Here is a 24914-nt window from a genome sequence, read left to right as displayed (position 1 = left end):
CAGACTAGTCATCACATCACCTCAAGTGGGTTGATTCGTTAAGGTGTTCACAGGCTCACACGTTCACGGAACGGGGGGGAACGATGACGTCCGTGCACCAGGCGCCGCCGTCCGCTTCCGTCCGCGGCAGCGGTCCGCGCCCTACGGTCGAGCCGCCCGCCAAGCCGATGTCCTGGGCGATGCTGTCGCGGGCGATGGCCGTCCCGCTCATCCTGGGGCTGGTCGGCTTCCTGCCTGCGCTGATCGCCGCCCAGCCCGGGACCGGGTCACGGGACACGGCGTACTGGCTGCAGCTGGTGCTGACGTGTTACGCCGGGGCCCGGCTCGCCACCATGATCCTTTCCACCCGGCGGCGGCTGCTCCAGGGCGTCTTCTGGATGTTCGTGTACATCGCGATGGGGGTGGCTCCGTTCGCCCAGGCGGTCATCGGGCAGACGCCGACGCCGCTGGTCGGGCCGCGCTCCGACCTGGTCACGGCGATCGCGCTGATCCTGGTGGGGTGCGCCGCCTTCGACCTGGGGGCGCTGCTGGCGTCCCGGCGCCCGCTGCGGCGGCGCACCGCGGCCCGCGGGGGTGGTGGCGGTCCCGCCACGGCGCACCCGGTGAGGCTTCGGCTGCTGGTGCTGCTCGCGTTCGCGGCGATCGGCTACTACGTGCTGAAGCTCGGCGGGCCCGCCGTGTTCTTCTCCAGCAGGCAGGAGATCAGTGCGTCGGTCGCGGAGAGCGGCGTCGCGTCCGGGGAGTCCAATGTGGGCTCGGCCTTCCTCAAGGGCTTCGGCACGGTCCCGGCCCTCCTGGCGCTGCTCTTCTACACGCGCCGGCTGGTGACCTCGCGCCGGGCGCGGCGCGCGCCGTCCACCGTCCTCGTGTGGATCGCGCTGGCAGCGGTCAACCTGGTCGTGAACAACCCGGTCTCCAACGCCCGTTACTGGTTCCTGACCGTGCTGGTCTCGCTGCTGTTCACGGCGTTCCCCAGCAGCGCGGCGATGTACCGCTCGGTGCTGGCCATGGGGGTGATCGGCGCCCTGGTGCTGTTCCCGTACGCGGACAGGTTCCGCTACGACGACTCCGGGTACCGGCCGGTGCAGTCGTCGTCCGTGTTCGAGCCGCTCGCCACCAAGGACTACGACCAGACGGTGATGTTCGCCAACACCATCTCCTGGGTCGACACCCGCGGCCACACGTACGGCCGCCAACTGGCGGGCTCCGCCTTCTTCTTCGTTCCGCGGGCGGCGTGGAGCGGGAAGCCGGAGGACACCGGGGTGCGCGTGGGGCAGTGGATGGGGATGAACATGACCAACCTCTCCGCGCCGCTGTGGACCGAGCTGTGGGTGGACTTCGGGGCGCCGGGCCTGATCGGCGGGCTCGCCCTGATCGGTTACGCGGCCGCGCGCACCGACCGCCGGTACGCCCGGGCGGTGTCGCGGGACGGGCCGGGGCCCGGCAGCGTTCTGGCGATCGCGGCGCCGCTGATCGCGGGATACACGTTCATCCTGCTGCGCGGGCCGCTGCTCCAGGCCGTCGGGAAGCTCGCCATCGCGGCGTTGTGCCTGGCGCTCGTCACGAGTTTCACGGACCGGAGCCGACGGCGGTCGCACTGACCGGGGCGGGTCCGGGCCGGCTGCGGCGGGTCAGCCGGGCCACCCGGGTCCAGGTGGCGACCGCCTTGCAGACGGATCCCAGGCACAGGCCCCAGGCGGCGCCCATCACCCCGCCGACCAGATAGCCGCCGGCGAGGAAGGCGACCGCGGCGAGGGAGAACACCACCTGGATGGAGAGCGTGGTGCGCGGATCGAGCAGCCTGAGCGCCAGCAGTCCGCAGGTGCCGACGGCCATGGCCGCGTACTGACTGCCGGTCGCCGGGAGGAGCGCCGCCGCCGTCGGCCAGGTGTCGCCGAGCAGATGGCGGCCGACCGAGCCCGGCAGCAGGGCGAGGACCGTGGCCCAGCAGGCCGCGGTCAGTGCCAGCAGGGCTGCCAGGGCCGCGGTGGCCCGCACCCTGAGCCGGTCGGTGGCGAGCCGCCCGAGGAGCGGGGGGCCGAAGCCGGTGGCCGAGGAGAACAGCACGTTCAGCGGGCCGAAGAGGGTGGTGGCGCCTCGCAGGGCGCCGACGACGAGGGGGTTGCCGACCGTGCCGAGCCCGAGCACGGAGAGCTGGCTGGTCGCGTTGCCCACGCCGAACTCGACGACGAACCGGCGGCCGAGGTGCCCCTTCCCGAGCAGGGGCTTCAGCCGCACCGGGGTGCCGGCAGTCCTCCGGTGCAGCACGGCCGCGGACAGCAGGAGCGCAGGCAGGGCGGAGAGGCCCCAGACGACGACCAGCCGGGACGCCGGGGTGCCGTGCGGCTGTACGGCCAGCGCACCGAGGACGCAGATCAGCCGGAGCGTGTCGGCGGCCAGCGCCAGGTGCTGGGCGTGCAGGGTGGCGAAGGCGTACCGGGCCGTGTCCTGCGCGAGGACGACCGGCAGCACGAGTCCGAGCATCGCCGCGGCCCGTGCCGTCTCCCCCGGCAGCACCGCGCAGACGGCGGCGAGCAGGCCGCCGATGACAGCCGAGACGAGCAGCGTGAAGCCGACCGCGGACCGGCAGGCGCCGCGCGTCCCGTCGCCCGCCCCCCGGCGCAGCACCAGGGGCTGTCCCGTGTAGGCGCCGGACACCCCCAGCAGTACGGAGAAGACCAGGTAGACGGCGGAGAAGCGGGCGAAGTCGGCAACCGTGGAGAGCCGGGCGGCCACCACCAGGACCAGGATGTTGGTGAGCGCCGCCACCCCCTGGTCCGCGACCGAGCAGACTACCGCGGTACGTGACCTCATCTGTGTCCCGCGGTGCTGCTGTGGTTGCTGCCGCCGTGTCCGTTGCCGCTGTCCAGCGTGCGCAGGCCGAGCGTCTCGGTGGGGTCGCCGGTGTGGGCTGCGCCGTCCGCCCGGTCGATGCCTTCCGCCTCCGCGCCGTCCTGCCCCTGCGGGGGTTCCGACCGGCCGCGGCCGCGGCCTTTGGCCGCCTTCCGGCGGGCCCGTCGCTCCACGCGTCCGTAGCCGGGGTGCAGCAGGGTGCCGAGGACGGAGCCGCCCGCGGCGCCGATGATCTCGCGGATCCGCTCCAGGTCGCTGCGGTGCACCTCGCGCGGGTCGCAGACCACGACCACGCCCTCGACGCGGTCGATGAGCGCGACGGCGTCGGCGTACGAGAGCACGGGCGGGGCGAGCACGATGACGACGGCTCCCGGCCGGCCGCCCTCGGCGAGGATGCGGCCGACGGGCGCGGAGGTCAGGGCACGCGGCACGTTGTCCGTACGGCGGCCGGCGACCAGGGTGAAGGCCCCCGATCCCGGCACGTCCACATTGGTACGGCTGTCCGAGGGCCAGGTGCGCTCGTCGCGCTCGGCGGCCCAGCTCGGCCGGCCGCGGCCCGCCGCGCCGAGTGTCCCGGCCAGGGTCGGGGCCCTCAGGTCCGCCTCGACCAGCAGGACGTCGCGCCCCATCTCGGCGAAGGCGGCGGCGAGGTTGGCCGCCGCGGCGGTCGCCATGTGGTTGTCGCCGCGGGGCGCCGTGACCAGGAGCCGGCGGCGTTCGGTGAAGGAGGGGTCGTACGCAAGCCGGAAGGCCACCGCCCGGTACTCCTCGGCCAGTCTGCTGCCGCCGCGCCCGATGGCGAGCAGGGTTCCGGCCGCGGCGCGTTCCCTGGGCAGGGTGCCGAGCAGCGGGGCTCCGAGCGAGCGGACGAGTTCCCTGGTGGAGCGGACGGCGGGGTCGAAGACGAGCCGTACCCAGGACAGCAGCAGGCCGAGCGCGAGACCGACGACGCCGCCGAGTCCCAGGAGCAGGGGCAGCCCGGCACCGCTGGGTGTCTCTGGTGCGACGGGCTTCTTGTTCAGATAGCCAGGTGTGGTGTCGAGGGCCCGCAACTCCGAGATCTTCTGGCTCAGTTCGGAGATGGACACGATGAGGTTGGCCCGCGCGCTGGTGACGTCGTTGCCCACGGTGCCGGTCTCCTGCTCGGCGAGCCGGTCACGCTGTTCGGTGAGCGGCTTCAGCTGGGCGCGGTAGCCGTCGGCCATGTTGTCGATGCTGTTCTCGGTGCGTTCCCGGCGTATCTCCAGATAGGCCTCGGCGAGGGCCTGCGCGCGGGCCCTCGCCTCTTCGGGAGTGCGGCCGGTGTAGGAGAACCTGAGCACCAGGGTGTTGGGCGGGTTGGTGACCTGGAGTCCGGAGAGCAGCGCCCCGACGTCCACGGCGTCACCGGACTTGGCCAGTGAGCCGACGGCGATGGTGCCGACGGCGTCGCTGACGGCGGTCTGGCGCTCGGAGCCGATGTTGATGCCCTTGTCGGCCGAGGCGCCCGCGGCGAAGGGGTCCGAGGTGGCGGAGCGTACCGACACCTCGCCGGTGGAGGTATAGGTGTCCTCGCCGCTCAGGGCGAGCCAGCCCGCGCCGAGCAGTCCGACGACGACGCCGCACGCGAGCAGGGAGCGGTAGCGCAGGAGCTGACGGAACTGGTCCCTCAGCAGCGCGGGTTCGTCCTGGTCCTCCAGGGCGCGGATCGGGTGGGTCATCGGCGGTTTCTCCCTTCGGCGTCCTGAAGGACCTCGGTGAGCAGTGCGTCGAAGCGGGCGAGACCGGCTTCCCGGCTGAGATGACGGACCACGTACCGCGGTCCGTGGGCGCCGAGTTCGGCGGCGGCGGCGGGTTCCTCGATGAGTTTGCGGACCGCGGCGAGCACGGCGGCCGGGTCCTCGGGGGCGACGAGGAGTCCGGCGCCGGAGCGCTGCACCTCCTGGGCGGTGCCGCCCCCGTCGGCCACGGAGGCGATGACGGGGCGGCCCGAGACGAAGTACGAGGTCAGCTTGGAGGGCACGCTCATGTCGAGCACGGACGCGCGCTGGGTCACGGCGAGGACATCGGCGGCGGCCAGGACGTCGGTGAACTCGTCCGCGGCGGCGGGCGGCAGGAAGTCGAGGTTGGGCAGGCCGGACGCGCGGGCCAGCAGGGCGTCGCGCTGGTTGCCGTCCCCCATCAGCACGATGCGTATCTCCGGGGCGAGCCGCGCCGCGTCGACGAGGACCTCCAGCCCCTGCTTGAGTCCCATGTTGCCGGAGTGCAGGACCACCGGCGTGTCCTCACGCCAGCCGAGGCGGGCCCTGGTCGCGGCACGGTCGGCCGAAGGGGCCTGGACATGACACCAGTTGGGCACCAGCCGGATGCGGTCCGGGTCCACGCCGTAGGCGGTGATCCGGGGGACGAAGCTCTCGTGGATGACGCCGACCACTGCCGCGGCCCCGAGCGCGTACCGCTCGGCCCGTGACGCCAGGGCCGCCGCCCTGCCCCCGCCCCGGATGCCGCTCTGCGCGGCGGCGGCGCCCATCAGGTCCTGCACGACGGTTATGTAGGGGACGCCGTGGCGGCGGGCGAGCCGGGCACCGATGACGCCGCCGGCAAGGCTCGGCAGCTGGGAGATCACCGCGTCGGGCCGCAGCGGGGGCGGGGCGGCGATCCCGTGCGCGAGCACGCTCGCCTCGAACACGGCTCTGCGCAGGGCGCTCTGACGGGGCGGTACATAGTGTCTTCGCCGGTGGACGGTGACGCCCGCGCGCTGCTCCTCGGCCCGCCAGACCCCCCGGTACGCCGCCTCGGTCCGCCAGGAGGGGTAGTGCGGCATGCCGGTCAGCACATGGGTGTCGGCCCCGGAGCGGGCCCAGTGCTCGGCGAGCTGTGCGGCGTACGGGCCGATGCCGGTCAGCTCGGGTGCGTAGTTCGTCGAGACCACCAGCAGACGGCGGCCTTCGAGCGGCTTGCGGTGCTCAGTTTCTGGCATCGGACGATCGCCTTCCCCCCGGAGCCACCTGTGTTCCCCCCAAGGAACAGCCCCAAAAGTGAGCTTATCCGTTCACGAGATGCGCAAGTGGTCTTCACAGTAAGGTCGTTGCACCATCAACACCGATACCGATATCCCACCGGACCGGATGCCATGTCCGGACACCTTCCGGCGGGGCACGGACATCACGTTCACACCGTGGGGGGAGAGAACGGATGGTGCACAGGGTCGGCTACGCGCCGGGGGTCTACGACCTGTTCCACATAGGCCACCTCAACATCCTGCGACATGCCCGCAGTCAGTGCGACTACCTGGTCGCGGGGGTCGTCTCGGACGAGATGGCCGCACTCGCCAAAGGTCGTGGGCCGGTCATTCCACTGCCGGAGCGGCTGGAGATCGTCCGGAGCGTGCGGTACGTCGACGCGGCGTTCGTCGAGACCGTCCCGGACAAGGTGGAGACCTGGCAGCAGGTCAGGTTCGACGTCATCTTCAAGGGGGACGACTGGCGCGACACGGAGAAGGGCAAACGCCTGGAGCGCGACTTCGCCGAGGTCGGTGTGGAGGTCGTCTACTTCCCGTACACCGTGCACACGTCCAGCACCCAGCTGCGCCGGGCGCTGGACACGCTGGTCAGTCCGCCCGGAGCGCTCTCAGCTCCCTGAACCACTTGCCGAGGAACGCCACGAGGAACAGCGCGTGCACGGCGGCGAGTGCGGCGTATCCGATCCGGAACGCCGTCTCGTCGCCGAGCAGCAGGAACACCAGGCAGAACACGCCGTAGTCGGCCGGCAGCAGCGCCACGGCCCGCAGCCGGGAGACGGGTGCGGCCGGCGCCCCGCCCTCCGGTGCGGAACGAGCCGCGGCCTTGCCCAGCTGCTCACGCAGCAGCCCGGCGCAGAACGTGAGCACCGCGACGAACAGGAAGCCGAGCGGCAACAGCAGCCAGCCGTCGGAGCCGTGACCGAAGTAGCGGTGGAACGAGATCAGTACGACGGTGTGGACCAGGATCATCTTGGCGCAGTCGACGACGTGGTCCAGCCATTCGCCGTCGGGACCGCCCCGGCCGGTCAGCCGGGCGAGCTGCCCGTCCGCCGCGTCGAGGGCGAACCCCACGGCGAGCCCCAGGTAGACCAGGACCGCCGGCCCCCAGCCGGGGCGGACGAGGGCCACTACCGCCAGGGCGGCGAAGGTGAACGCCGCACTCACCAGGGTGACCTGATTGGGCGTCATCCCGAGGCGGTACGCACCGGCCGCGAAGATCCGGCCGGCCGGCCGGTTCACGTACCGCGAGTAGAGCGACACCCCTTTGGCCGACTTCTGCGCCCCGCGCAGCTCACGCAGCACCGCAACCGTGCTTTCCATACGCCCCCCAGCGTGTCGCCATCGGCTCCGGCCGCGTTTCGACCTCGCCGCCGGAGCCGCATCATGGCATGCACACCGCCCCGTGCGGGAGGGATCACCGTCACCCGGCCCGGACGGCGCGCGGAGCGCAGGCTCCGCGCGCGGGCGCGCCGCGTCAGGCGGTGGCGGTCCGGCACTCCGGGTGGCCCCAGCCCTGGTCGTTCTTGGCGATCATGTCCTTGGCCGCGTACGGCTTTCCGCAGTGGCACCGGCCGGCGAACTTGGCGCGGATGGTCGCGCCGCCGGAACGGGCCGTGCTCCCCGCCTTCTTCTTCGGCGCTCCCCCGGTCCGCCGCCCCTCGGTGGCGCGGGAGGGTGCGGGGACGGGCAGGTCCGCGGAGCCCTGGGAGGTGCCCGCCGCACGCTGGGCGACGGCCACTTCGCTGGCGGCCTGGTCGGCCAGAGCGTTCAACGGGTCGCCGTCCACCTGGTGGGCCGGCACGTACACGAAGGTCACGGCCCGGCCGGTGAGCAGGGAGTCGATACGGGCCACCAGGTCACGGTTGGCGACGGGTTTGCCGGCCGACGTCTTCCAGCCGTTGCGCTTCCAGCCCGGCAGCCACTTGGTCACGGCGTTCATCGCGTACTGCGAGTCCATCCTGACTTCGAGCGCCACGGCCGGGTCGAGCGACTCCAGCAGTTCCTGCAGGGCGGTGAGCTCGGCCACGTTGTTGGTGGCGGTGCCCAGCGGCCCGGCCTCCCACCGCAGCGGCCTGCCGTCCGCGTCGGCCACCACGTAGCCCCAGGCGGCCGGTCCCGGATTACCCTTCGACGCCCCGTCACACGCGGCGATCATGCGCTCGTTCATACCCCTGATCATGCCAGCGCCGGGCCGCCCCGATCACGCCGGTTCCGCAACGGGTGCCCGAACCGCGCCGGTCCGGTCCCCGCACCCACCTCACCTGGCACTTTCACCGTACGTAGCGGTTCGGAATGCGATGCTCACGCAGCGCTGCTTCCCTGAGGGGGCCCGCTCTTCCCTACCGTTCAAGGAGCGACGATGAGCGTTGCAGGAGAAACCGGCCGAGCCCAGCAGATGCGCGAGAAGGCCAAGCACATGACCGAGGCCGCGGAGCGCACGAGCGACCCGGAGCAGCGGCGCCGGCTCCAGGAGAAGGCCCGGAAGCTGCACGAGCAGAGCGAGCAGCCGGCCGGCCGGGGCGGCAGCGACCGCCCCCTGTAGTCACTCGCGGCGCACTCGCGAACGATGGGCTGCCACCCTTCCATGAGGGGGTGGCAGCCCATCGGCGTGCGCGCGGGCGCGGCCCGCCCGGAGGACAGTTGATCAGCGCTCCTTACGATGAGGCCTCACCGAGGACGTCATGTCGTCGTCGCAGAAGTGAGGGGCCCCGCATGAGCCGTCATCCGGTCACCGTCGTCACGGGCGGCAGCAGAGGCATCGGAGCCGCCGTCTGCGCCCGTCTGGCATCCGACGGCCACGACATCGCGCTCGGATACCGCTCCGACGCCCCGGCGGCGGAGAGCGTCGCCGAGGCCGTTCGGAAGACGGGCCGGCGCTGTGTCACGGTGCGGATGGACACGACCGACGAGGCCGGCGTCGACCTGCTGTTCGACACGGCGGCCTCGGAGCTCGGCCCGGTCACCGGTCTGGTCAACAACGCCGGGGTGAGCGGCCCGACGGGCCCCCTCGCCGATGCCGACGCGGCCGGCCTCCGGCGCGCGCTGGACGTCAACGTCGTCGGCTATCTGCTCTGCGCGCGGCGCGCCGTGCGCGACATGAGCCGGTCGGGCGGCGGGGCCATCGTGAACATGTCGTCGGCGGCGGCCACGCTCGGAAGTCCGGGCGAGTACGTGCACTACGCCGCGGCCAAGGCAGCCGTGGACACGATGACCGTCGGACTGTCGAAGGAGGTCGGGCCGGCCGGCATCCGCGTCAACGCGGTGGCCCCCGGCATCATCCGGACCGGCTTCCACGCGGACCCGGAGCGCCCCGACAAGGCCGCCGCCGGAATCCCGCTGGGCCGGCCCGGGCAGCCCGAGGAGATCGCCGGCGCCGTCGCCTGGCTGCTCTCGGACGACGCCTCGTACGCCACGGGAGCGATTCTGCGGGTGGCGGGGGGCCGTTGACCTCCGGCCGTACGGTGCAGCCGTGACCGGTCCCGGCGGGCTCCCGCTGCTCTTCCTCGATGTCGACGGCCCCCTCGTCCCGTTCGGCCCGCGCACCGGCGGGCACCCGGTGTACCCGGCAGGGCCGGGGCCGGCGGGAGCCGGGGCGAACCCGCTGCTGGACAGGATCGACCCGGCGCTCGGGCCCCGGCTGGCCGCCCTCGCGTGCGAGCCGGTCTGGGCGACGACGTGGCAGGACGAGGCGAACGCGGTCGTCGCACCCCGGCTCGGGCTGCCGGAGCTCCCCGTGGTCATCTGGCCCGCCCCTTCCGATGAGGACGAGCGGGACGTGCGGGACGCCCGAGCCGGGTTGCACTGGAAGACACGCACGCTCGTCGGCTGGGCGGCGGGGCGGGCCTTCGCGTGGGTGGACGACGAGATCACCGACCGGGACCGGCGCTGGGTCGCCACACACCACAACGGGCCGGCCCTGCTCCATCGCGTCGATCCCGCGCCGGGCCTGACCGACGCCGATCTCCGGCTGCTCGACACCTGGCTGCGCACCGTGTGACGGCCGCGGGCCGGGTCACACCGGGGCGGTGCCGCGGACCAGCAGGAGCGTCACCGCCGCTGCCGCGACCACGGCCGCCGCGGCGAGCGGCGCCTTGCGCCAGGTCCGGGCGAACAGGAGTCCCGCGAGTGCTGCCGGAGCCGCGACGGCGAGCGTCGCGGCTCCCCAGGGCCCGGGCGGACCGGGCGGGCCGAGGGCCAGGACCGCGGAGGCGGCCACGAGGGGCACCGGCAGCAGCAGTGCGGTGGTGGTGGCTCCCAGCCGGTGCGGGAGGCCGGTCACTCCGTGGCACAGGTCGTCCTCGATGTCGGGCAGGACATCGCCCAGGTGGGCCGCCAGGCCCAGCAGCGCGCCCGCGGTCACCGCCCACCACGTCGGGCCGGGGCGGCCGGGCAGGGTCAGGGCGGCCACGGCGGGCAGGGTGCCGAATCCGATGGCGTACGGCAGCCAGGACAGGACCGTGGCCTTCAGCTTCAGGTTGTACGCCCAGGCGGCGGCCACGGCTGTCAGATGCGTCGCGCCCGCGAGCGGGCCGCAGGCCAGGGAGAACGGAACGCACAGCAGGGCGGCGGTGAACGCCGCCGTCCAGACCGTCCGGCGGTTCACCGATCCGTCGGCCACCGGTTTGCCCCTGCGGCCGGCGGCGGCGTCCCGCCGGGCGTCGAAGGCGTCGTTGCACCAGCCCACGGACAGCTGCCCACTCAGCACAGCAGCCACGAGGAGAGCGCAGCGGAGGGCGTCGAGGCCGACGCCCGCGCCGAGGGCGCCCGCGATGGCCGTCACCGCGACCACCGGCCCCGGATGGCAGGAACGGGCCAGCGCCCCCGCTGTGCGGCGGAGCGGCCACGCGGGCGCGACGTAGGCGCGGGACGGATCCGGAGTGCCCATCGCGTGATCGTAGGTACTCCTGATACGGCGGACCAGACAGCCGCACGGGTTGTTTGCGGTGTTTTGTCCCTCAGGCGGGGCAGGGATGGGCCATGACGCCTGAGAAGCAGGGCCCCGGATGACCCGGATCGCAGCCGTGCACGGCACCCTGGCCCCGTACCGCCACACCCAGCGCGAGGTCACCGACATGGTGGCCCGCACCTGCCTGCCGCCGGGCGCCGACCGTCGCGTCCTGGACCGGCTGCACGAGAACGCCCGGGTGCGTACCCGGAACATGGTGCTGCCTCTGGAGCGCTACGCGGAGCTGGACGGTTTCGGGGACGCCAACGACGTGTTCATCAAGGCGGCCGTGGATCTCGGCGCCGAGGCGCTGCGCGGTGCGCTGCGGACGGCGGGACTGCGGCCGGCCGACGTGGACCTGCTGATGTTCACCTCGGTCACCGGCGTGGCCGCTCCCTCCGTCGACGCCCGGCTCGTGGGCCGGCTCGGCCTGCGCCCGGACGTGAAACGGCTGCCGGTCTTCGGGCTCGGCTGCGTCGCCGGGGCCGCGGGGATCTCCCGGCTCCACGACTATCTGCTGGGCCGGCCCGACGACGTGGCGGTGCTGCTCTCGGTCGAACTGTGCTCCCTCACCTTCCAGCGCGGCGACGCGTCGCCCGCCAACCTGGTGGCGACCGCACTGTTCGGTGACGGGGCCGCCGCCGTGGTGGCGCTCGGCGAGGGCCGGGCGCCGGAGACGGGCCCCGAGGTGGTGGCCACGCGCAGCCGTATGTACCCGGACACCGAGCACGTCATGGGCTGGGACATCGGCGACTCGGGCTTCAAGGTGGTGCTCGATCCCGGCGTCCCCGATGTCGTGCGCCGCCATCTGGCGGACGACGTGAGCGAGTTCCTCGCGGAGCACGGGCTCAAGCCGAAGGACGTGGCCCACTGGGTGTGCCACCCGGGCGGCCCCAAGGTCCTGGAGGCCGTCTCCGACGTCCTCTCGCTCCCCGACGGCGCCCTCGACATCACCTGGCGTTCGCTGGCCGAGGTGGGGAACCTGTCCTCCTCCTCCGTGCTCCATGTCCTGCGGGACACGCTGGAGCAGCGGCGGCCCGAGCGGGGTTCTCCCGGTCTGCTGCTGGCCATGGGGCCCGGTTTCTGCTGCGAACTGGTGCTGCTGCGATGGTAGGTCGGAGGACACATGATCTGGTACACGGCACTGGTGCTGGCCGTGGCGGGCGAGCGCCTGGCCGAACTCGCCGTCGCCCTGCGCAACACGCGCTGGGCGCTGGCCAGGGGCGGAACCGAGTCGGGCCGCGGTCACTATCCGGCGATGGTCGCCCTGCACACCGCGCTGCTGGCGGGGTGTCTGGCCGAGGCCGGGCTGACGGACCGGCCGTTCGTCCCGCTGCTCGGCTGGACGATGGTGGTCGTGGTGGTGGCCGCCCAGGCCCTGCGCTGGTGGTGCATCCGTACGCTCGGACACCGGTGGAACACCCGCGTCATCGTGGTGCCGGGGCTGCCCCTGGTGACCGGAGGACCGTACCGTCTGCTGCGCCACCCCAACTACGTCGCCGTCGCCGCCGAGGGCATCGCGCTGCCGCTGGTCCACGGCGCGTGGGTGACGGCGGTGCTCTTCACCGTGCTCAACACGGCACTCATGGCCGTGCGGGTCCGGTGCGAGGAGGCGGCGCTTGCCTCGGCCGGGGGCGTGCCGGCGTGATCGATCTCCTGATCGCGGGCGGCGGCCCGGCCGGCCTGGCGGCGGCGATCCGGGCAGCCTCGCTCGGTATGGAGGCCGTCGTCGTCGAACCCCGTACCGCCCCCGTCGACAAGGCGTGCGGCGAGGGCATCATGCCCAGCGGGGTGGCCGCACTGCGCGCCCTGGGCGTCGAGGTGTCAGGCCACCCCCTGCGCGGGATCCGTTACGTGGCGGGCGCGCGAAGCGTGGCGGCGGCGTTCCGCGGCCGGGCCGGGCTCGGGGTGCGGCGGACCGCACTGCACACCGCGTTGCACGCGCGGGCGGTGGAGCTCGGCGTCCGGATCGTGCCGGGGAAGGTCGGGGACGTGCGGCAGAGCGCTGACCGGGTCGGTGCCTGTGGACTCACCGCCCGCTGGCTGATCGCGGCCGACGGGCTGCACTCCCCCGTCCGCCGCGGGCTCGGTCTGGACGGTCCCGGAACGGCGGTGCGCCGGTACGGGCTGCGCCGGCACTACCGCGTCGCCCCCTGGACGGAGCTCGTGGAGGTGCACTGGTCCCGGCACGGTGAGGCATATGTGACGCCGCTCGAGGACGGCCTGGTGGGTGTGGCCGTGCTCAGCGGGGGGCGTCTTGCGTACGAGAGCCAACTGGCGGCCTTCCCCGGCCTGGCCGCCACACTTCTCGGCCGGGAGGCCGGTGCCGTGCGGGGCGCCGGGCCCCTGCGTCAGCGGGCGCGGGTTCAGCGGGCGGGACGGGTCCTGCTGGTCGGCGACGCCGCGGGCTATGTGGACGCGCTGACCGGCGAGGGAGTCGCTCTGGCCGTGGCGACGGCCGGTGCGGCGGTGGACTCGCTCGCCGCAGGCCGACCGCAGGACTACCCGGCCGGGTGGGCACGCCTGACCCGACGTCATCGACTCCTCACCGAGGGGCTGTTGTCGCTGGCCCGGCGTCCCGCCACGGCACAGATGATCGTGCCCGCCGCGCATCGCGCTCCGGCCCTGTTCGGTGCGGCGGTGCGCGCACTGCAGTAGGGGCCGTGTTATACCGGGTTCCCGGACAGTGCAGGTCACCCGCCCGGCAGGCGCCCCGGGCACCCCGCAACACCACATGATCATCCTGGCGTTGTTGTGGCAGACTTCGCCGCAGGAGCGGTTTCACCTCATCTGCAACGGAGTTCGCCATGACGACAGGGACGTCCCAGCCCCCGATAGACACCAGCAGGCCGCAGTCGGCGCGCGTCTACGACGCGCTCCTCGGAGGCAAGGACAACTACCCCGTCGACCAGGCGGTGGCGGAACAGCTCCCCATCGAGGCGAAGATCGGCGCCCATCAGAACCGCGCGTTCATGAACCGCGCCACGGCCTGGCTGGCCGGGGAGGGCATCGACCAGTTCCTCGACATCGGCACCGGCATTCCGACCGCGCCGAACCTCCACCAGATAGCCCAGGGGATCAACCCGGCCTCGCGGGTCGTCTACTGCGACAACGACCCGATCGTCCTGCGCCACGCCGAGGCACTGCTGATCAGCCGGCCAGAGGGAGCCACCGACTACGTCCCGGCGGACGTCCGCGAACCGGGCACCATCGTCGAGGCCGCCCACAAGGTCCTGGACTTCCGCCGTCCGGTGGCCCTCTCGATGCTCGGCCTGCTGCACTTCCTCCCCGACGACGTGGACCCGATCGGCATCGTCCGCACGCTGACGGACGCGCTGTCACCGGGCAGCTACGTGGTGCTGTCCCAGGGCGCGTCCGACGTCAACCCGGAGCGGGGACAGCAGGGGGCCGACGAGTACGACAAGGGCGGCATACGACTGGCGCTGCGCACCCGGGCCGAGTTCTCCCTGTTCCTGGACGGGCTGGACATCGCCGAGCCGGGGCTGGTGACGGCCCCCGAGTGGTTCCGTGGCACGCCCGCACCGGAGCCCGAGCACAGCGGGCTGTACGTGGCCGTGGCCCGCGTCCCGTAACAGAACAACAGGAGAAGAAGGGGATCCGCGATGGATTCGGCTCAGCACCCCACTGCCGCGTCGGTGTTCGACGCTCTCGGTACCGACTACGAACGGGCTTTCGGTGAATCGGCCGCACACCGGGCCTCGCTGGAACACCTGCTGGAGCGGCTCGCTCCGGGCAGCCGGGTGCTGGACGTCGGCAGCGGCACGGGGCGGCCGACCGCGCAGACCCTGGCCGAAGCCGGCCACGAGGTGCTCGGCGTCGACGTCTCCCCCGTCATGGTGGACATCGCGTCCCGGCAGGTGCCCGGGGCCGAGTTCCGCTGCGCCGATGTCCGTGATCTGCCACTGGAGGACGGGAGTTTCGACGCGGTCTGCGTGTACTTCGCGCTCCTTCAGCTGCCCCGCGCCGAGCAGAGGGACGTACTGCGACTGGCCGCCCGGGTGCTGCGGCCCGGCGGCCATCTGGCCGTGGCGACGGTACCGCTGGACGTGGAGGGGGTGAGCGGCACGTTCATGGACCAGGCGGTGCAGGTGACGAGTTTCGGCGAGGAGGAGTTCACCGCGCTGGTCGCGGCGACCGGATTCACGGTCCTGGAAAGGGAGAGCACCCTCTTCACCCCGGACCACCCGGCGGCCGTACCGGAACCGCATCTGTTCCTGCTGGCACGGCGGACCTGACAGCACGGCGGACCTGACGGAGCGGCGCCGCGGGGGCGTGAAGTCCCCGCGGCGCCGCACGGAAAGAATCCGAAGGAATCTTCGCGGACGTGTCACGTTTTCCCGTCGGGGCGTTTCAGAGCAGTGCCGGACCGGCCACCGAGGCCGGCGAGAACACACCGGCACCCGCCCGATGAGGAGCTTCCACCATGTCCCTCGCCCACGTCGTCGTCACTCTCGTCGCCGCCGCCATGGCCGGCTACTCCGCCGGGGCCCTGCTCTTCCGCGCCCAGTGGGTGGTCCAGGCCCTCACCGACTACAGCGTCCCCCGCTCCTGGTGGACGTGGCTCGGTGCGGCGAAGGCCGCCGGGGCCGTGGGCCTGGTCGCCGGACTGTTCGTACCGGTCATCGGCCTCCTGGCCGGTGCGGGCCTGGTGCTGTACTTCGCCGGGGCGGTCGTCACCGTGATCCGGGCCCGCTGGTACACACACATCCCCTTCCCGCTGGTGTACGCGGCGCCGGTCGTCGGGGCCATGGTGCTGGGGCTCGCTGCCTGAACCCCGGCTCCGGGCCACCGGACGGCGGCCCGGTTCAGGAATCGCGAAGGCCTCCTGGTTCGCGGCGGGAGGCGAGGTCCAGGGCGATGCGTCCTTGGCTGTGCCGGTCGATCCCGGCGGCAAGGGCCTCCCAGTCCGCGGACGTGAACTTCCGGGAGTCGGCAAGGTGTTGCCGTCCCTGGCCGGCCAGGGACGCCTTCGGGGGGATCGCGTACAACGCCACCACCGGATCGTGCCGGTCGCTGTCGAACACCAGCAGGGCGATGTCCGGCCAGCGCAGTTCGTGCGTGGTCACCCACGCGTCGCGGCCTCCGGAGAAGCGTCGTTCCTCGCGCACGGTGACGCCCTCCCGGCCCGCCGTGATCCGGATGCCTCCGGCGTCGATGGTGACGGGACCGCTGCCCGCGTCCCGCGGAGCGGCCGCCCGGCCACGAGGCGGGGCGGTGCCCGCCGCCGGGCGCGACGGTGCGGGGGTTGTCCGCCGCCGGGGCGACGGAGCGCCCGTCCCGGGGCGCTGCACCGGCCCTGCGATCCGTACGGACAGGAGCAGGTCCCCCGCCGGTTCCGTTCCCCTCCCCGGTGTACCCCGGCCGCGCACCCGCAGAGTGCTCCCGTCCCGGACGCCGACGGGGAGGCGCACCGTGACCGTTCGGGGGCGGCTTCGGCCCAGGCCGCTGCCCCAGCACCGTGGGCACCTGCGCCCCGCGCCTCCTGCGCGGTCACCGGTGCCGGAGCAGTGGGGGCAGTGGGAGCGGGCCCGGAAGCGGACGGGCGTCGCACCGCCCGCGCAAGCCTGCTCGGCGGTCAGCGACACCCGCGCGCGTACCGGCCGCCTTGAACGACGGTCCCTGGCGGCGAGCCCGGCGGCGCCCAGTACGAGCAACGCACCGACGACCATTCCCCCCTTGCCCAGCGCGCGTTGGGAACGCCTCACGTCGTCGACCTCGGCCTGCGTGACCTTGCGGGCGGTGGACCTGTAGTCTCCCCCGTTCGTCGTGACGCAGGTGTTCCCGGCCATCACGCCGGTGTCGCCGCCGCACCTGGCCCCACCGCCGATGAACGTGGCCAGCCCCAGGAAGAGGGACAGGCATCCGACGACAAGGGCCACCAGGGACGCCTGGCGGGTCCTGCTGCTCACCATGGTTCCCCCACCCCTACTCCTCACGAGCGCCTCGGTACCCGCCCCGCGCCCGGTTCACGGTTCAGCGACACGCCACCGGGCGGGGTATGTCTGGTCTGACGCGCCTCACCTGTACGGCAGTTGCACCCGCACGGCCCCAGGATGGCCGAGCCGGTGCGGGAGCGCCCGGCGCGGTGCCGCCTGTCGCTGAGATGCCGAACCCCGCACGAGGACATACCGTCCATGTGGCTCGTACCGCACATCGGGAGGTGCTGATGCGGAAGACGAATCGCACCCGGGGCCGCGCCTCCCACGGATCGGCTCGGCGGGCGGTGGGCCGAAAGGTCACGCCGGGGCTCCGGCGCGTAGCGGCGTTCACCCGTACGGCCGCGCGTTGCGCGTCGGCCGTCGTGCTCACGGTCTCGCTCGTGCTTGTCGCCCCGGCCCCGCCTTCGTACGCCGGCACACCGCCCTTCCGGCCGTCGGGCAGCCGGGGTGCCGTCGCCGAGGGATGCGGCGACGGACCCGCGTCGTGCCACGGCGGCGTGAAGTGGCTGTACCGGTACGACTACTCCCTGGGCTTTCACCCCTTCACCAGCCCCCACGGCGTACGCCGGCAGCTCACTGACAACTTCTGGCTGTTCCCGGTGAGCGGTGGGTGTCCGTCCCGGATCCGGGCGGCGGACGAGTGCGATCTGCTGGGCGGAAACCCGGTCCGGGTGGAAGCCGTCGGTGCCACCGATCTGCAGATCGCGACCCTGCCCGGCCACGACCTGGGAGACGGCCTGCACATCCGCTTCTCGTTCACCCGCACCTTCGGCTTCCACTACCTGGTCGTGAGCGCCTGGCAGGACCGGCCGACCCGTTGCACGGAGAGCGCACTGTGCGCGGTGGCGAGCCGTACGGGTGCCTGGGCGCTGTGGACGGTGCTGTCCGGAACACTGGCGATCAGCGCGTACGCCGCCTGACCGGCCGGGCGGCAGTACGGCGTGCACAGGTGCTGATCGCCACGAAACGGTCATCCGAGCCGCGGGGCCGGCCGGCGCGGAAGGACGGTGCTACTCCTCCGCGCCCCCGCCACTGCCGTCCGGTCCCTCGTCCAGCGCGGACGCGTCCAGTGCGGCCGTGAGCCGGTCGAGGCGGTCGCGCAGTTCGCTGATCTCGTCGAGGTCGAAGCCGGTCGCGGCGGCGATCCGGCGCGGCACGAGCAGCGCCCGCTCGCGCAGGGCCGTGCCGTCGCCCGTGAGGTGCACCTGTACGGATCGCTCGTCGCGGGCGCTCCGCTCGCGCCGTACCAGACCCGCCGCCTCCAGTCGCTTCAGCAGCGGCGACAGGGTGCCGGAGTCCAGCCTCAGGTGCTGCCCCAAGGCCTTCACCGGCAGTTCGCCGTGCTCCCAGAGCACCAGCATCACGAGGTACTGGGGGTAGGTGAGTCCCAGGTCCTTGAGGAGCACCCGGTAGACACTGCCGAAGGCGCGCGACGCGGCGTTCAGGGAGAAGCAGATCTGCTGGTCGAGGCGGAGGTAGTCGGCCTCGGACGGGGCCTGGTGAGCGGGGCTGGGCGTGGCGGTCATGGATTCAGCATAACGCCGGACACCCCATTTGATTGTGCACAACTCAGTTGTGTGCTTCACTTCAGGGGAAGCGGCCGGACACCGCCCGCCGAACATGACCTCCGAGAGGAACGGTTTCCCATGGAATCGATCTACACCGCCGTCGCCACCGCCACCCACGGCCGTGACGGCCGTGCCGTCAGCTCCGACGGCACGCTGGATCTGCAGCTGGCCATCCCCGTGGAGATGGGCGGAAACGGGCACGGCACCAACCCGGAGCAGCTGTTCGCCGCCGGGTACGCCGCGTGCTTCGCGAGCGCCCTGGGCCTCGTGGGCCGTCAGGCCAAGGTCGATGTCACCGACGCCGCGGTGACGGGTGAGGTCGGCATCGGCAAGCAGGGCGAGGGCTTCGGCCTCGCGGTCACGCTGCGGGTGGAGCTGCCCGGGTCGGTCGACGCGGCCACCGGTCGCAAGCTGGTCGAGCAGGCGCACCAGGTCTGCCCGTACTCGAACGCGACCCGCGGCAACATCCCGGTCGAGCTCGTCATCGAGTAGTCGGGGCGGCGGAGTCCGGGCGGCGGTGGCCCCGCCGCCGGCTGCTTCCCTCCCCGCGCCGGGCCCCGCGTCAGGCGTGGAAACCGTTGCAGACGACGGAGGCGTACGCCGAGGGTCCGCCGTCCACGTGATAAATCACGACGGTCCAGTCGCCCCGGTCGTCCCCCACCGGGAGCGCGTCGACGGCGCGTTCACCGAAGTGGCCCCGGAAGTCGTCGGGGTACCTGAGCCTGACGGAGCCGCCCGAGGACCACCGCGCGTAGAGGTCGACCGGCTTGCTGGTGAACCCGATGCCCTTGCTGACGGACGTGAGCGGCCGGCCGGTGGCACGGTCCGTCTCGTGCGGGGGCCGCACCCCGACGGAGATGTAGTAGGGCTTGGGGCGCTTGCCCTCCCCCACGTCCTTGGGACGCAGGGTCACCGTGGCCGTGTCCGAGCCGGTGGTGTGCGAGACGGAGGAGAACAGGCCGTTCGGAGGCGAGTCCTCGGGAAGGCTGTCGAGATCGCAGGAGCCACTGCCGAGGGCGGCCTGCTCCGGATCCTCGGACAGGGTCCAGCGGTCGTGCGAGACGCGGTCGTTCACCAGGTAATCCGGCGGTCCGGCGGTCGTACCTCCGCCGTCAGGACTCCGGCCCCGCGACGTCCCGCCCGCAGACCCGGACGCCGCGGGCTGTCCGGACCGGGCGGCGTCGGGCGTGACCGTGGCGGCCCCCTTGCCGTCCGGTCCGAGGAGCAGCCAGGCCGTCAGCGGTGCGGCGAGCGCCACCGCGCACACGGCGAGCCACGTCGTGCCCCGCGGTGAGCGACGCCGACGTTCGGGGCCGCCGGAAGGGGCCGTGGTGCCGGGTGACCGCCCGGCCCCGTCCTTCGCCGGACCTCCTGCGCTGCTCGCACCCGGCCCGGGAGGCTCCGGCCGGGTGCCGGCCCCCGTTCCCGACGCCCGCACGGTGTCCGGCTCCGGACCGGGCGGGGGCGGCGGGCCCTCGTACTCGGGTACGAGCACGGGGCCGGCCGCCTGCGCCACGGAGCGGTAGTGCGGATCCGACGCCAGCGGTGAGTCCACCGCGCATCCGGCGATCACGGTGGCAAGGTCCGGCCGGTCCGCCGGATCCTTGGCCACACAGGCGCGGATCAGCGCGGCCAGGTCCGGCCGGACTCCTTCCAGGTCGATGTCCTCGTACACGGTCCGGTAGCTCACGGCCGCCGCGTCACCTGTGCCGTACGGTGGCCGGCCCGTCGCCGTGCAGGCGAGGGTCGCGCCCAGTGCGAAGATGTCCGCCGCCGGTCCCGCGTCGTTGCGCAGCAGCACCTCGGGGGCCGTGAATCCGGGTGTCCCGGACGCCGCCCCCTCCTGGGTGAGGATCGTCTGCTCCAGCCCCCGCGCGATCCCGAAGTCGATGAGCTGCGGCCCCTGCGCCGAGAGGATGACGTTCTGCGGTTTCAGGTCCCGGTGCGTGACGCCGTGGACATGGACGGCGGCCAGCCCTTCCGCGAGCGCGGCGAGCAGGCGCAGCGCACTGTCCGGCGGAAAGGGTCCGCCCGCACCCACGGCGCCACGCAGGGTGGGACCGGCGACGTACTCGGTGGCCAGCCAGTAGGGGGACGAGCCGAGGGAGACGTCGATCAACTGCGCCGTGTACGCGCTGCGGACCGTCGCGACCGTCGCGGCCTCCCGTCTGAAGCGGGCCAGCGCGTCGGGATGGTCACTGATCTCGTCACGGATGACCTTGACGGCCACCAGCCGTCCACCGGGAGAGCGGCCGAGGTACACCTGCCCCATGCCGCCCGCACCGAGGCGGGCGATCAGCTGGTAGGCGCCTATTCGCGCGGGGTCCCGGGGCCTCAGTGCGTCCACGGCCCGACTGTGCCACACCCGCTCTCGCGGCGGGCCGACCGGCCGTAACTCGCCTTCCCGTTCCGCCGGGCCCCCGCCAGGTCAGTCGGGAAGCGAGAGCCCCCTGGACACCCGGATCGCGGATGACAGCAGCCCCTCGCGGACCTGGACGGACCGGTACATCCGGTCCGACCGGAAGGAGATCCCGAGGGACCCGATCTGATCGCCGCTGTACACCGGCACCGCGATACACGTGGTGCCGCGGGCGTACTCCTCCCGGTCCATGACGAGCGGCGCGGCCGAAGGGGCGTCGAGCTGCCGGATGAGTTCCTCCCTGCGCGTGATGGTCCTGGGTGTGAGACCGGTCAGGGAGTGCCGGGACAGGTATTCGGCGCGCGCCTCGGCATCGAGTTCCCGCAGCACGCTCTTGCCCAGGGCAGTGGCGTGCCCGGCGTCCTCGAAGCCCACCCAGAGGTCCACGCGGGGGGTCCGGGCGCTGTCGACTATCTCCATGACCCGGATCTCGCCGTCCTCGTACAGCGTCAGATAGACGGCGGCCGACAGATCGTTGCGCAGCGCGGTCAGCACGGGCCGGACGCGCTCCAGCAGGGCCTGGCCGTCCTGCGCCCCGCCCGGCCCGGCACTCGCGTCGGCAAGGACGAAGGTGCCGTCGGCCGGCTCCGTCACATACCCGTCCCGGACCAGGGCGGGCAGCATCTCCCTGACCACGACCAGGGGCAGCCCGGCCTCCCGGGCCAGCTGCTCGGCGGCGGCACCGCCCCCGTGCGCCCCGGCGGCCTCCAGCAGGCGGAGCGCACGCCTGACAGCCGCGACGGGCTCGGGCTCCGCTTGGTCAGACATGCACTCAAGCATCACCCCGGGAAGCCGGAGCGGCAACGCGTCCCCGCGGCGCCGGGCGGGAATACCGTCCGGCGTCCCGGGAGGGGCGGCTCGTCGACGTCGCCCCGGGCCACGCAGACCGCCCACGCCGGTTCAGCCCGTGACGATCCCGGCGACGAGGTTGATCGTGGTGGCCAGGATGCTGGCGCCGAAGACGTACGACAGCAGACAGTGCCTCAGGACGATCGCGCGGAACGTGGAGCTCGACACGTTGGTGTCGGAGACCTGGTAGGTCATTCCGAGGTTGTAGCTGAAGTAGAGGAAGTCGATGTAGCGCGGCAGGGCTTCGGAATTGAAGTCGATGCCGCCCTTCGGCGGCCGGTAGTAGAGGTACGCGTAGCGGGTGGCGTACATCAGGTGGAGTGCGGCCCAGGCCATGAACACGCCGCACAGCGCCGTCGCGGCCGCCGCGTGACCCAGGTCCGACCGGCCGACCAGGAGCAGCAGCACGATGCCGACCAGCCCGCACAGGGCGGAGGTGACGACGACGAGTTCCTCGGTGACGGGGCGGAACTCCTCTCGCCGGGCGTTGTGATGCGTGGTGGCGGCATCCATCGGCCACAGGACGAGCCAGCCCGCCACGACGAAGGCCGTCTCCACCGAGGCGATCCCGGCGAGCAGGCCCAGCGGGGTGTTGGTCAGCGCGCCGACGATCACACCGGTCGCCGCTCCGACGACGGCCGAACCCGCGAGTCGGGAAACCGCGGACAGCGGCAGTCCATGCCTGACGAACTTCAAGATCGACCGCCTCGGTGGCTCGGTGGCTCGTTGGCTCGGTGGCTCGGTGAAGGTCTCGGACTTCCTCCGCGGATACGAGCCGCCCGCAGGCCGGAAGCGTCGTCCTCCTGTGGCAGTACAACGCGATTCCGAAGCCGTCGCGAGAGGTACCGGAGCAGGCCGCCGCCGAGGACCGGGATCCGGGGCTGCGGGGCCTCCGGGACCGGATGGCGGGCCTGGAGGACCGGGCATAGCCTGCCCGAGAGCACCGATGTGTCAGCCACCCCACATGGTTGAAGGGTTGAGGAACTTGAGCGCCACAGGTGACGGCCAGGAGCCCCGGGAGTCCGAAATCGGGCCCGCCCCGGAGGGAAAGCCCGAGTTTCGCCCTTACCACCACCCCGCGGCGGGCTGGGGCGCGGCCAAGAGCGTGAGCCGCTTCCTGGTACGCGAGGGCGCGCTGGTGGACGGCCCGCGGGCGATCATGCGGATGAACCATGAGAACACCGGGTTCGACTGCCCCGGATGTGCGTGGCCCGACGACACCAAGGGCCTGCATCTGGACATCTGCGAGAACGGCATCAAGCACGTCACCTGGGAGATGACGCGCAAGCGGGTCGGACGCGAGTTCTTCGCCGCCCATTCGGTGACCGAGCTGTCCGGGTGGAGCGACTACGAGCTGGAGAACCAGGGCCGGCTGACCGAGCCGATGGTGTACGACCCCGATTCGGACCACTACGTCCCGATCAGCTGGAAGGACGCGTTCGAACTGGCCGGGCAGGCTCTGCGCGAGCTGGCCGACCCGAATCAGGCGGCGTTCTACACCTCGGGGCGGCTAGGCAACGAGGCGACGTTCCTGTACCAGCTGATGGCTCGCGAGCTGGGCACGAACAACCTGCCCGACTGTTCCAACATGTGTCACGAGGCGAGTGGCCGCGCACTTCAGGCGTCCCTCGGCACGGGCAAGGGGACGGTCGACCTCAAGGACTGGGAGTCCGCCGACGCGCTGTTCATCCTGGGCGTCAACGCCGCCTCCAACGCACCGCGGATGCTCACCGCCCTCGCCGAGGCCCACGACCGCGGCGCCCGGATCGTGCACGTCAATCCCCTGGTCGAGGCGGCCGCCACGCGCACCATCGTCCCGCACGACTTCGTGGACATGGCGCTGTTCAAGCCGACCCGGACCAGCACCCTGAACCTGCAGCCGCGCATCGGCGGCGACATGGCGCTGCTGCGCGGCATGGCCAAGGCGATCCTGGAGCAGTCGGGGACCGACCCCAAGGCGCTGGACCAGGAGTTCATCGACCGTCACACCGTCGGCTTCGAGGAGTACCGCACGGTGTGCGGGGCCACGCCGTGGGAGGAGATCGAGACCCAGTCGGGCCTTGGCCGCGCCGACATCCTGGAGGCGGCCCGCGTGTACCGCGAGGCCGACCGCTCCATCGTCAGCTGGTGCCTCGGACTCACCCAGCACGAGCACGGCGTGGACACCGTCCGGGAGATCGTCAACCTGCTGCTGCTCCGCGGCAATCTGGGCCGGGAAGGGGCCGGCCCCTCACCCGTACGAGGACACAGCAACGTCCAGGGCAACCGCACCTGCGGGATCGATCACCGCCCCACCGACGCGTTCCTGGACCGCCTCGCCGAGGTCTGCGGCATCGAACCGCCCCGTGAGCACGGTCTGGACACCGTCCGCACCATCCACGCGATGCGCAGCGGCGAGGTGAAGGTGTTCGTCGCCATGGGTGGCAACTTCGCCCTTGCCGCGCCCGACACCCCGTACACCTACGAGGCGCTGCGCGCCTGCGACCTCACCGTCCAGGTGAGCACGAAGCTCAACCGCAGCCACATCGTCCACGGCAGCCGGGCCCTGATCCTCCCGTGCCTGGGCCGGACCGAGAAGGACCATCAGCGCAAGGGGATCCAGAGCACGTCCGTCGAGGACTCGATGAGCATGGTCCATCTGTCGATCGGGATGAAGCGGCCCGCCTCACCGCACCTGCTGTCCGAACCGGCCATCGTCGCCGGCCTGGCGCGCGCGGCTCTCCCCGGCAGCGCCACGCCGTGGCACTGGTACATCGAGGACTACGACCGCATCCGGGACACCATGGCCCGGGCGCTCGACGGCTTCGAGGACTTCAACCGCCGGGTGCGCCTGCCCCTCGGCTTCCGGCTCAGGCAGCCCGCCCGCGAACTGGTCTTCCGCACCTCGTCCGGGCGCGCCGAGTTCTCCGACGCCGCCCTGCCGGACGTCGTCCCCGCCGCCGGCACCCTGGCCCTGGGGACCATGCGCTCGCACGACCAGTGGAACACCACCATCTACTCCGACAACGACCGCTACCGCGGTATCAAGAACCTGCGCGCACTCGTCTTCATGAACCGGGCCGACATGCGCGAGCGCGGCATCGCCGACCTCGGTCCCGTCGACATCACGAGCACCGCGAAGGACGGCAGCCGGCGCTCCCTCAACGGCTACCTCGCGATCCCGTACGACATCCCCCGAGGCTGCGCGGCCGGGTACATGCCGGAGATGAACGTGCTGTGCGCGATCGGCGACTACAGCACCCAGAGCGACCAGCCGATCATGAAACACGTCAAGGTCACCATCGACCCCGCCGCCTGAACGACGCAGCCCCGGCGGAGA

25 protein-coding genes are annotated in these 24914 nt (G+C 72.4%); 14 read left to right on the top strand and 11 right to left on the bottom strand.

What is annotated here, in order from left to right:
- Positions 1 to 83 precede the first annotated feature (83 nt).
- Complete coding sequence (locus tag ACIBJG_RS07090; protein WP_399304845.1) at positions 84 to 1601, top strand: hypothetical protein; 1518 nt, start codon at positions 84 to 86, stop codon at positions 1599 to 1601.
- Here ACIBJG_RS07090 and ACIBJG_RS07085 read toward each other — a convergent pair.
- The 3 genes from ACIBJG_RS07085 to ACIBJG_RS07075 are packed head-to-tail and all read right to left on the bottom strand — an operon-like array spanning position 1570 to position 5812.
- Positions 1570 to 2814: a hypothetical protein gene (locus ACIBJG_RS07085; RefSeq protein ID WP_399304842.1), complete on the bottom strand. Its 1245-nt coding sequence runs from the start codon at positions 2812 to 2814 to the stop codon at positions 1570 to 1572. The two genes, ACIBJG_RS07090 and ACIBJG_RS07085, sit on opposite strands and share 32 nt — an antisense overlap.
- Positions 2811 to 4553 (bottom strand): lipopolysaccharide biosynthesis protein, encoded by a 1743-nt coding sequence (locus tag ACIBJG_RS07080; protein WP_399304840.1) that lies wholly within the window; start codon positions 4551 to 4553, stop codon positions 2811 to 2813. Before ACIBJG_RS07080 ends, ACIBJG_RS07085 begins: the two co-directional genes overlap by 4 nt.
- The gene (locus ACIBJG_RS07075; RefSeq protein WP_399304837.1) at positions 4550 to 5812 is read right to left on the bottom strand and encodes a glycosyltransferase; all 1263 of its coding nucleotides are present in this window, start codon (positions 5810 to 5812) and stop codon (positions 4550 to 4552) included. The genes ACIBJG_RS07080 and ACIBJG_RS07075 overlap by 4 nt, the downstream gene beginning before the upstream one ends.
- 215 nt (positions 5813 to 6027) lie before the next feature.
- On the opposite strand from ACIBJG_RS07075, the gene ACIBJG_RS07070 reads away from it, so the two are divergent.
- Positions 6028 to 6474, top strand: coding sequence for an adenylyltransferase/cytidyltransferase family protein (locus ACIBJG_RS07070; RefSeq protein WP_399304834.1), 447 nt, complete (start codon positions 6028 to 6030; stop codon positions 6472 to 6474).
- Here ACIBJG_RS07070 and ACIBJG_RS07065 read toward each other — a convergent pair.
- Together ACIBJG_RS07065 and ACIBJG_RS07060 are read right to left on the bottom strand one after the other, a co-directional pair.
- Complete coding sequence (locus ACIBJG_RS07065) at positions 6443 to 7174, bottom strand: CDP-alcohol phosphatidyltransferase family protein (protein ID WP_399304831.1); 732 nt, start codon at positions 7172 to 7174, stop codon at positions 6443 to 6445. The two genes, ACIBJG_RS07070 and ACIBJG_RS07065, sit on opposite strands and share 32 nt — an antisense overlap.
- A gap of 154 nt (positions 7175 to 7328) precedes the next feature.
- A complete protein-coding gene (locus ACIBJG_RS07060; protein ID WP_399304828.1) occupies positions 7329 to 8021 on the bottom strand; it encodes a ribonuclease H in 693 nt (230 codons plus the stop codon).
- Between the two features lie 192 nt (positions 8022 to 8213).
- Between ACIBJG_RS07060 and ACIBJG_RS07055 the strand changes: the two genes are divergently transcribed.
- The 3 genes from ACIBJG_RS07055 to ACIBJG_RS07045 all read left to right on the top strand — a co-directional run bounded on the left by ACIBJG_RS07055 (position 8214) and on the right by ACIBJG_RS07045 (position 9851).
- Positions 8214 to 8396: a DUF6381 family protein gene (locus ACIBJG_RS07055; protein ID WP_399304825.1), complete on the top strand. Its 183-nt coding sequence runs from the start codon at positions 8214 to 8216 to the stop codon at positions 8394 to 8396.
- Between the two features lie 170 nt (positions 8397 to 8566).
- Positions 8567 to 9301, top strand: coding sequence for an SDR family NAD(P)-dependent oxidoreductase (locus ACIBJG_RS07050; RefSeq protein ID WP_399304822.1), 735 nt, complete (start codon positions 8567 to 8569; stop codon positions 9299 to 9301).
- Between the two features lie 22 nt (positions 9302 to 9323).
- Positions 9324 to 9851 carry an HAD domain-containing protein gene (locus ACIBJG_RS07045; protein WP_399304819.1) on the top strand — a complete coding sequence of 176 codons (528 nt, stop codon included), beginning with the start codon at positions 9324 to 9326 and terminating at the stop codon, positions 9849 to 9851.
- A 15-nt stretch (positions 9852 to 9866) separates the two neighbouring features.
- On the opposite strand, the gene ACIBJG_RS07040 is transcribed toward ACIBJG_RS07045, so the two are convergent.
- The gene (locus ACIBJG_RS07040) at positions 9867 to 10739 is read right to left on the bottom strand and encodes a UbiA family prenyltransferase (RefSeq protein ID WP_399304816.1); all 873 of its coding nucleotides are present in this window, start codon (positions 10737 to 10739) and stop codon (positions 9867 to 9869) included.
- A 118-nt stretch (positions 10740 to 10857) separates the two neighbouring features.
- On the opposite strand from ACIBJG_RS07040, the gene ACIBJG_RS07035 reads away from it, so the two are divergent.
- The 6 genes from ACIBJG_RS07035 to ACIBJG_RS07010 all read left to right on the top strand — a co-directional run bounded on the left by ACIBJG_RS07035 (position 10858) and on the right by ACIBJG_RS07010 (position 15591).
- Positions 10858 to 11913, top strand: coding sequence for a type III polyketide synthase (locus ACIBJG_RS07035; protein ID WP_399304814.1), 1056 nt, complete (start codon positions 10858 to 10860; stop codon positions 11911 to 11913).
- Between the two features lie 12 nt (positions 11914 to 11925).
- On the top strand, positions 11926 to 12447 hold the full coding sequence (locus ACIBJG_RS07030; protein ID WP_399304811.1) for an isoprenylcysteine carboxyl methyltransferase family protein: 522 nt from the start codon (positions 11926 to 11928) through the stop codon (positions 12445 to 12447).
- The gene (locus ACIBJG_RS07025) at positions 12444 to 13457 is read left to right on the top strand and encodes an NAD(P)/FAD-dependent oxidoreductase (protein WP_399304809.1); all 1014 of its coding nucleotides are present in this window, start codon (positions 12444 to 12446) and stop codon (positions 13455 to 13457) included. The genes ACIBJG_RS07030 and ACIBJG_RS07025 overlap by 4 nt, the downstream gene beginning before the upstream one ends.
- Before the next feature lie 149 nt (positions 13458 to 13606).
- Complete coding sequence (locus ACIBJG_RS07020; protein ID WP_399304806.1) at positions 13607 to 14392, top strand: SAM-dependent methyltransferase; 786 nt, start codon at positions 13607 to 13609, stop codon at positions 14390 to 14392.
- Positions 14393 to 14422: 30 nt separating this feature from the next.
- The gene (locus tag ACIBJG_RS07015) at positions 14423 to 15055 is read left to right on the top strand and encodes a class I SAM-dependent methyltransferase (RefSeq protein ID WP_399304804.1); all 633 of its coding nucleotides are present in this window, start codon (positions 14423 to 14425) and stop codon (positions 15053 to 15055) included.
- Positions 15056 to 15243: 188 nt separating this feature from the next.
- Positions 15244 to 15591, top strand: a complete 348-nt coding sequence (locus ACIBJG_RS07010) for a DoxX family protein (RefSeq protein ID WP_399304801.1) — start codon at positions 15244 to 15246, stop codon at positions 15589 to 15591.
- A gap of 34 nt (positions 15592 to 15625) precedes the next feature.
- Here the strand turns inward: ACIBJG_RS07010 and ACIBJG_RS07005 are convergent, their stop codons facing one another.
- Complete coding sequence (locus tag ACIBJG_RS07005; protein WP_399304798.1) at positions 15626 to 16732, bottom strand: DnaJ C-terminal domain-containing protein; 1107 nt, start codon at positions 16730 to 16732, stop codon at positions 15626 to 15628.
- A gap of 254 nt (positions 16733 to 16986) precedes the next feature.
- Between ACIBJG_RS07005 and ACIBJG_RS07000 the strand changes: the two genes are divergently transcribed.
- Positions 16987 to 17679 (top strand): hypothetical protein, encoded by a 693-nt coding sequence (locus ACIBJG_RS07000; RefSeq protein WP_399304795.1) that lies wholly within the window; start codon positions 16987 to 16989, stop codon positions 17677 to 17679.
- 90 nt (positions 17680 to 17769) lie between these two features.
- Here ACIBJG_RS07000 and ACIBJG_RS06995 read toward each other — a convergent pair whose 3' ends face one another.
- Positions 17770 to 18285 (bottom strand): MarR family winged helix-turn-helix transcriptional regulator, encoded by a 516-nt coding sequence (locus ACIBJG_RS06995; RefSeq protein WP_399304792.1) that lies wholly within the window; start codon positions 18283 to 18285, stop codon positions 17770 to 17772.
- Between the two features lie 120 nt (positions 18286 to 18405).
- Here ACIBJG_RS06995 and ACIBJG_RS06990 point away from each other — a divergent pair, with 120 nt between their 5' ends.
- Complete coding sequence (locus ACIBJG_RS06990; protein WP_399304789.1) at positions 18406 to 18819, top strand: organic hydroperoxide resistance protein; 414 nt, start codon at positions 18406 to 18408, stop codon at positions 18817 to 18819.
- Positions 18820 to 18889: 70 nt separating this feature from the next.
- Here the strand turns inward: ACIBJG_RS06990 and ACIBJG_RS06985 are convergent, their stop codons facing one another.
- The 3 genes from ACIBJG_RS06985 to ACIBJG_RS06975 all read right to left on the bottom strand — a co-directional run bounded on the left by ACIBJG_RS06985 (position 18890) and on the right by ACIBJG_RS06975 (position 22291).
- Entirely contained in the window at positions 18890 to 20674 is a 1785-nt protein-coding gene (locus ACIBJG_RS06985; protein WP_399304786.1) for a serine/threonine protein kinase, read from the bottom strand.
- A gap of 81 nt (positions 20675 to 20755) precedes the next feature.
- On the bottom strand, positions 20756 to 21514 hold the full coding sequence (locus tag ACIBJG_RS06980) for an IclR family transcriptional regulator (RefSeq protein ID WP_399304783.1): 759 nt from the start codon (positions 21512 to 21514) through the stop codon (positions 20756 to 20758).
- Positions 21515 to 21646: 132 nt separating this feature from the next.
- On the bottom strand, positions 21647 to 22291 hold the full coding sequence (locus tag ACIBJG_RS06975) for a DUF1345 domain-containing protein (RefSeq protein ID WP_399304780.1): 645 nt from the start codon (positions 22289 to 22291) through the stop codon (positions 21647 to 21649).
- Between the two features lie 268 nt (positions 22292 to 22559).
- Here ACIBJG_RS06975 and ACIBJG_RS06970 point away from each other — a divergent pair, with 268 nt between their 5' ends.
- Positions 22560 to 24893 carry an FdhF/YdeP family oxidoreductase gene (locus tag ACIBJG_RS06970; protein ID WP_399304777.1) on the top strand — a complete coding sequence of 778 codons (2334 nt, stop codon included), beginning with the start codon at positions 22560 to 22562 and terminating at the stop codon, positions 24891 to 24893.
- The last annotated feature ends 21 nt before the right edge of the window (positions 24894 to 24914 follow it).

The sequence above is a fragment of the Streptomyces sp. NPDC050422 genome (genome assembly GCF_044458665.1).
GTDB lineage: Bacteria > Actinomycetota > Actinomycetes > Streptomycetales > Streptomycetaceae > Streptomyces.
This window is presented reverse-complemented; position numbering and strand designations above follow the sequence as displayed.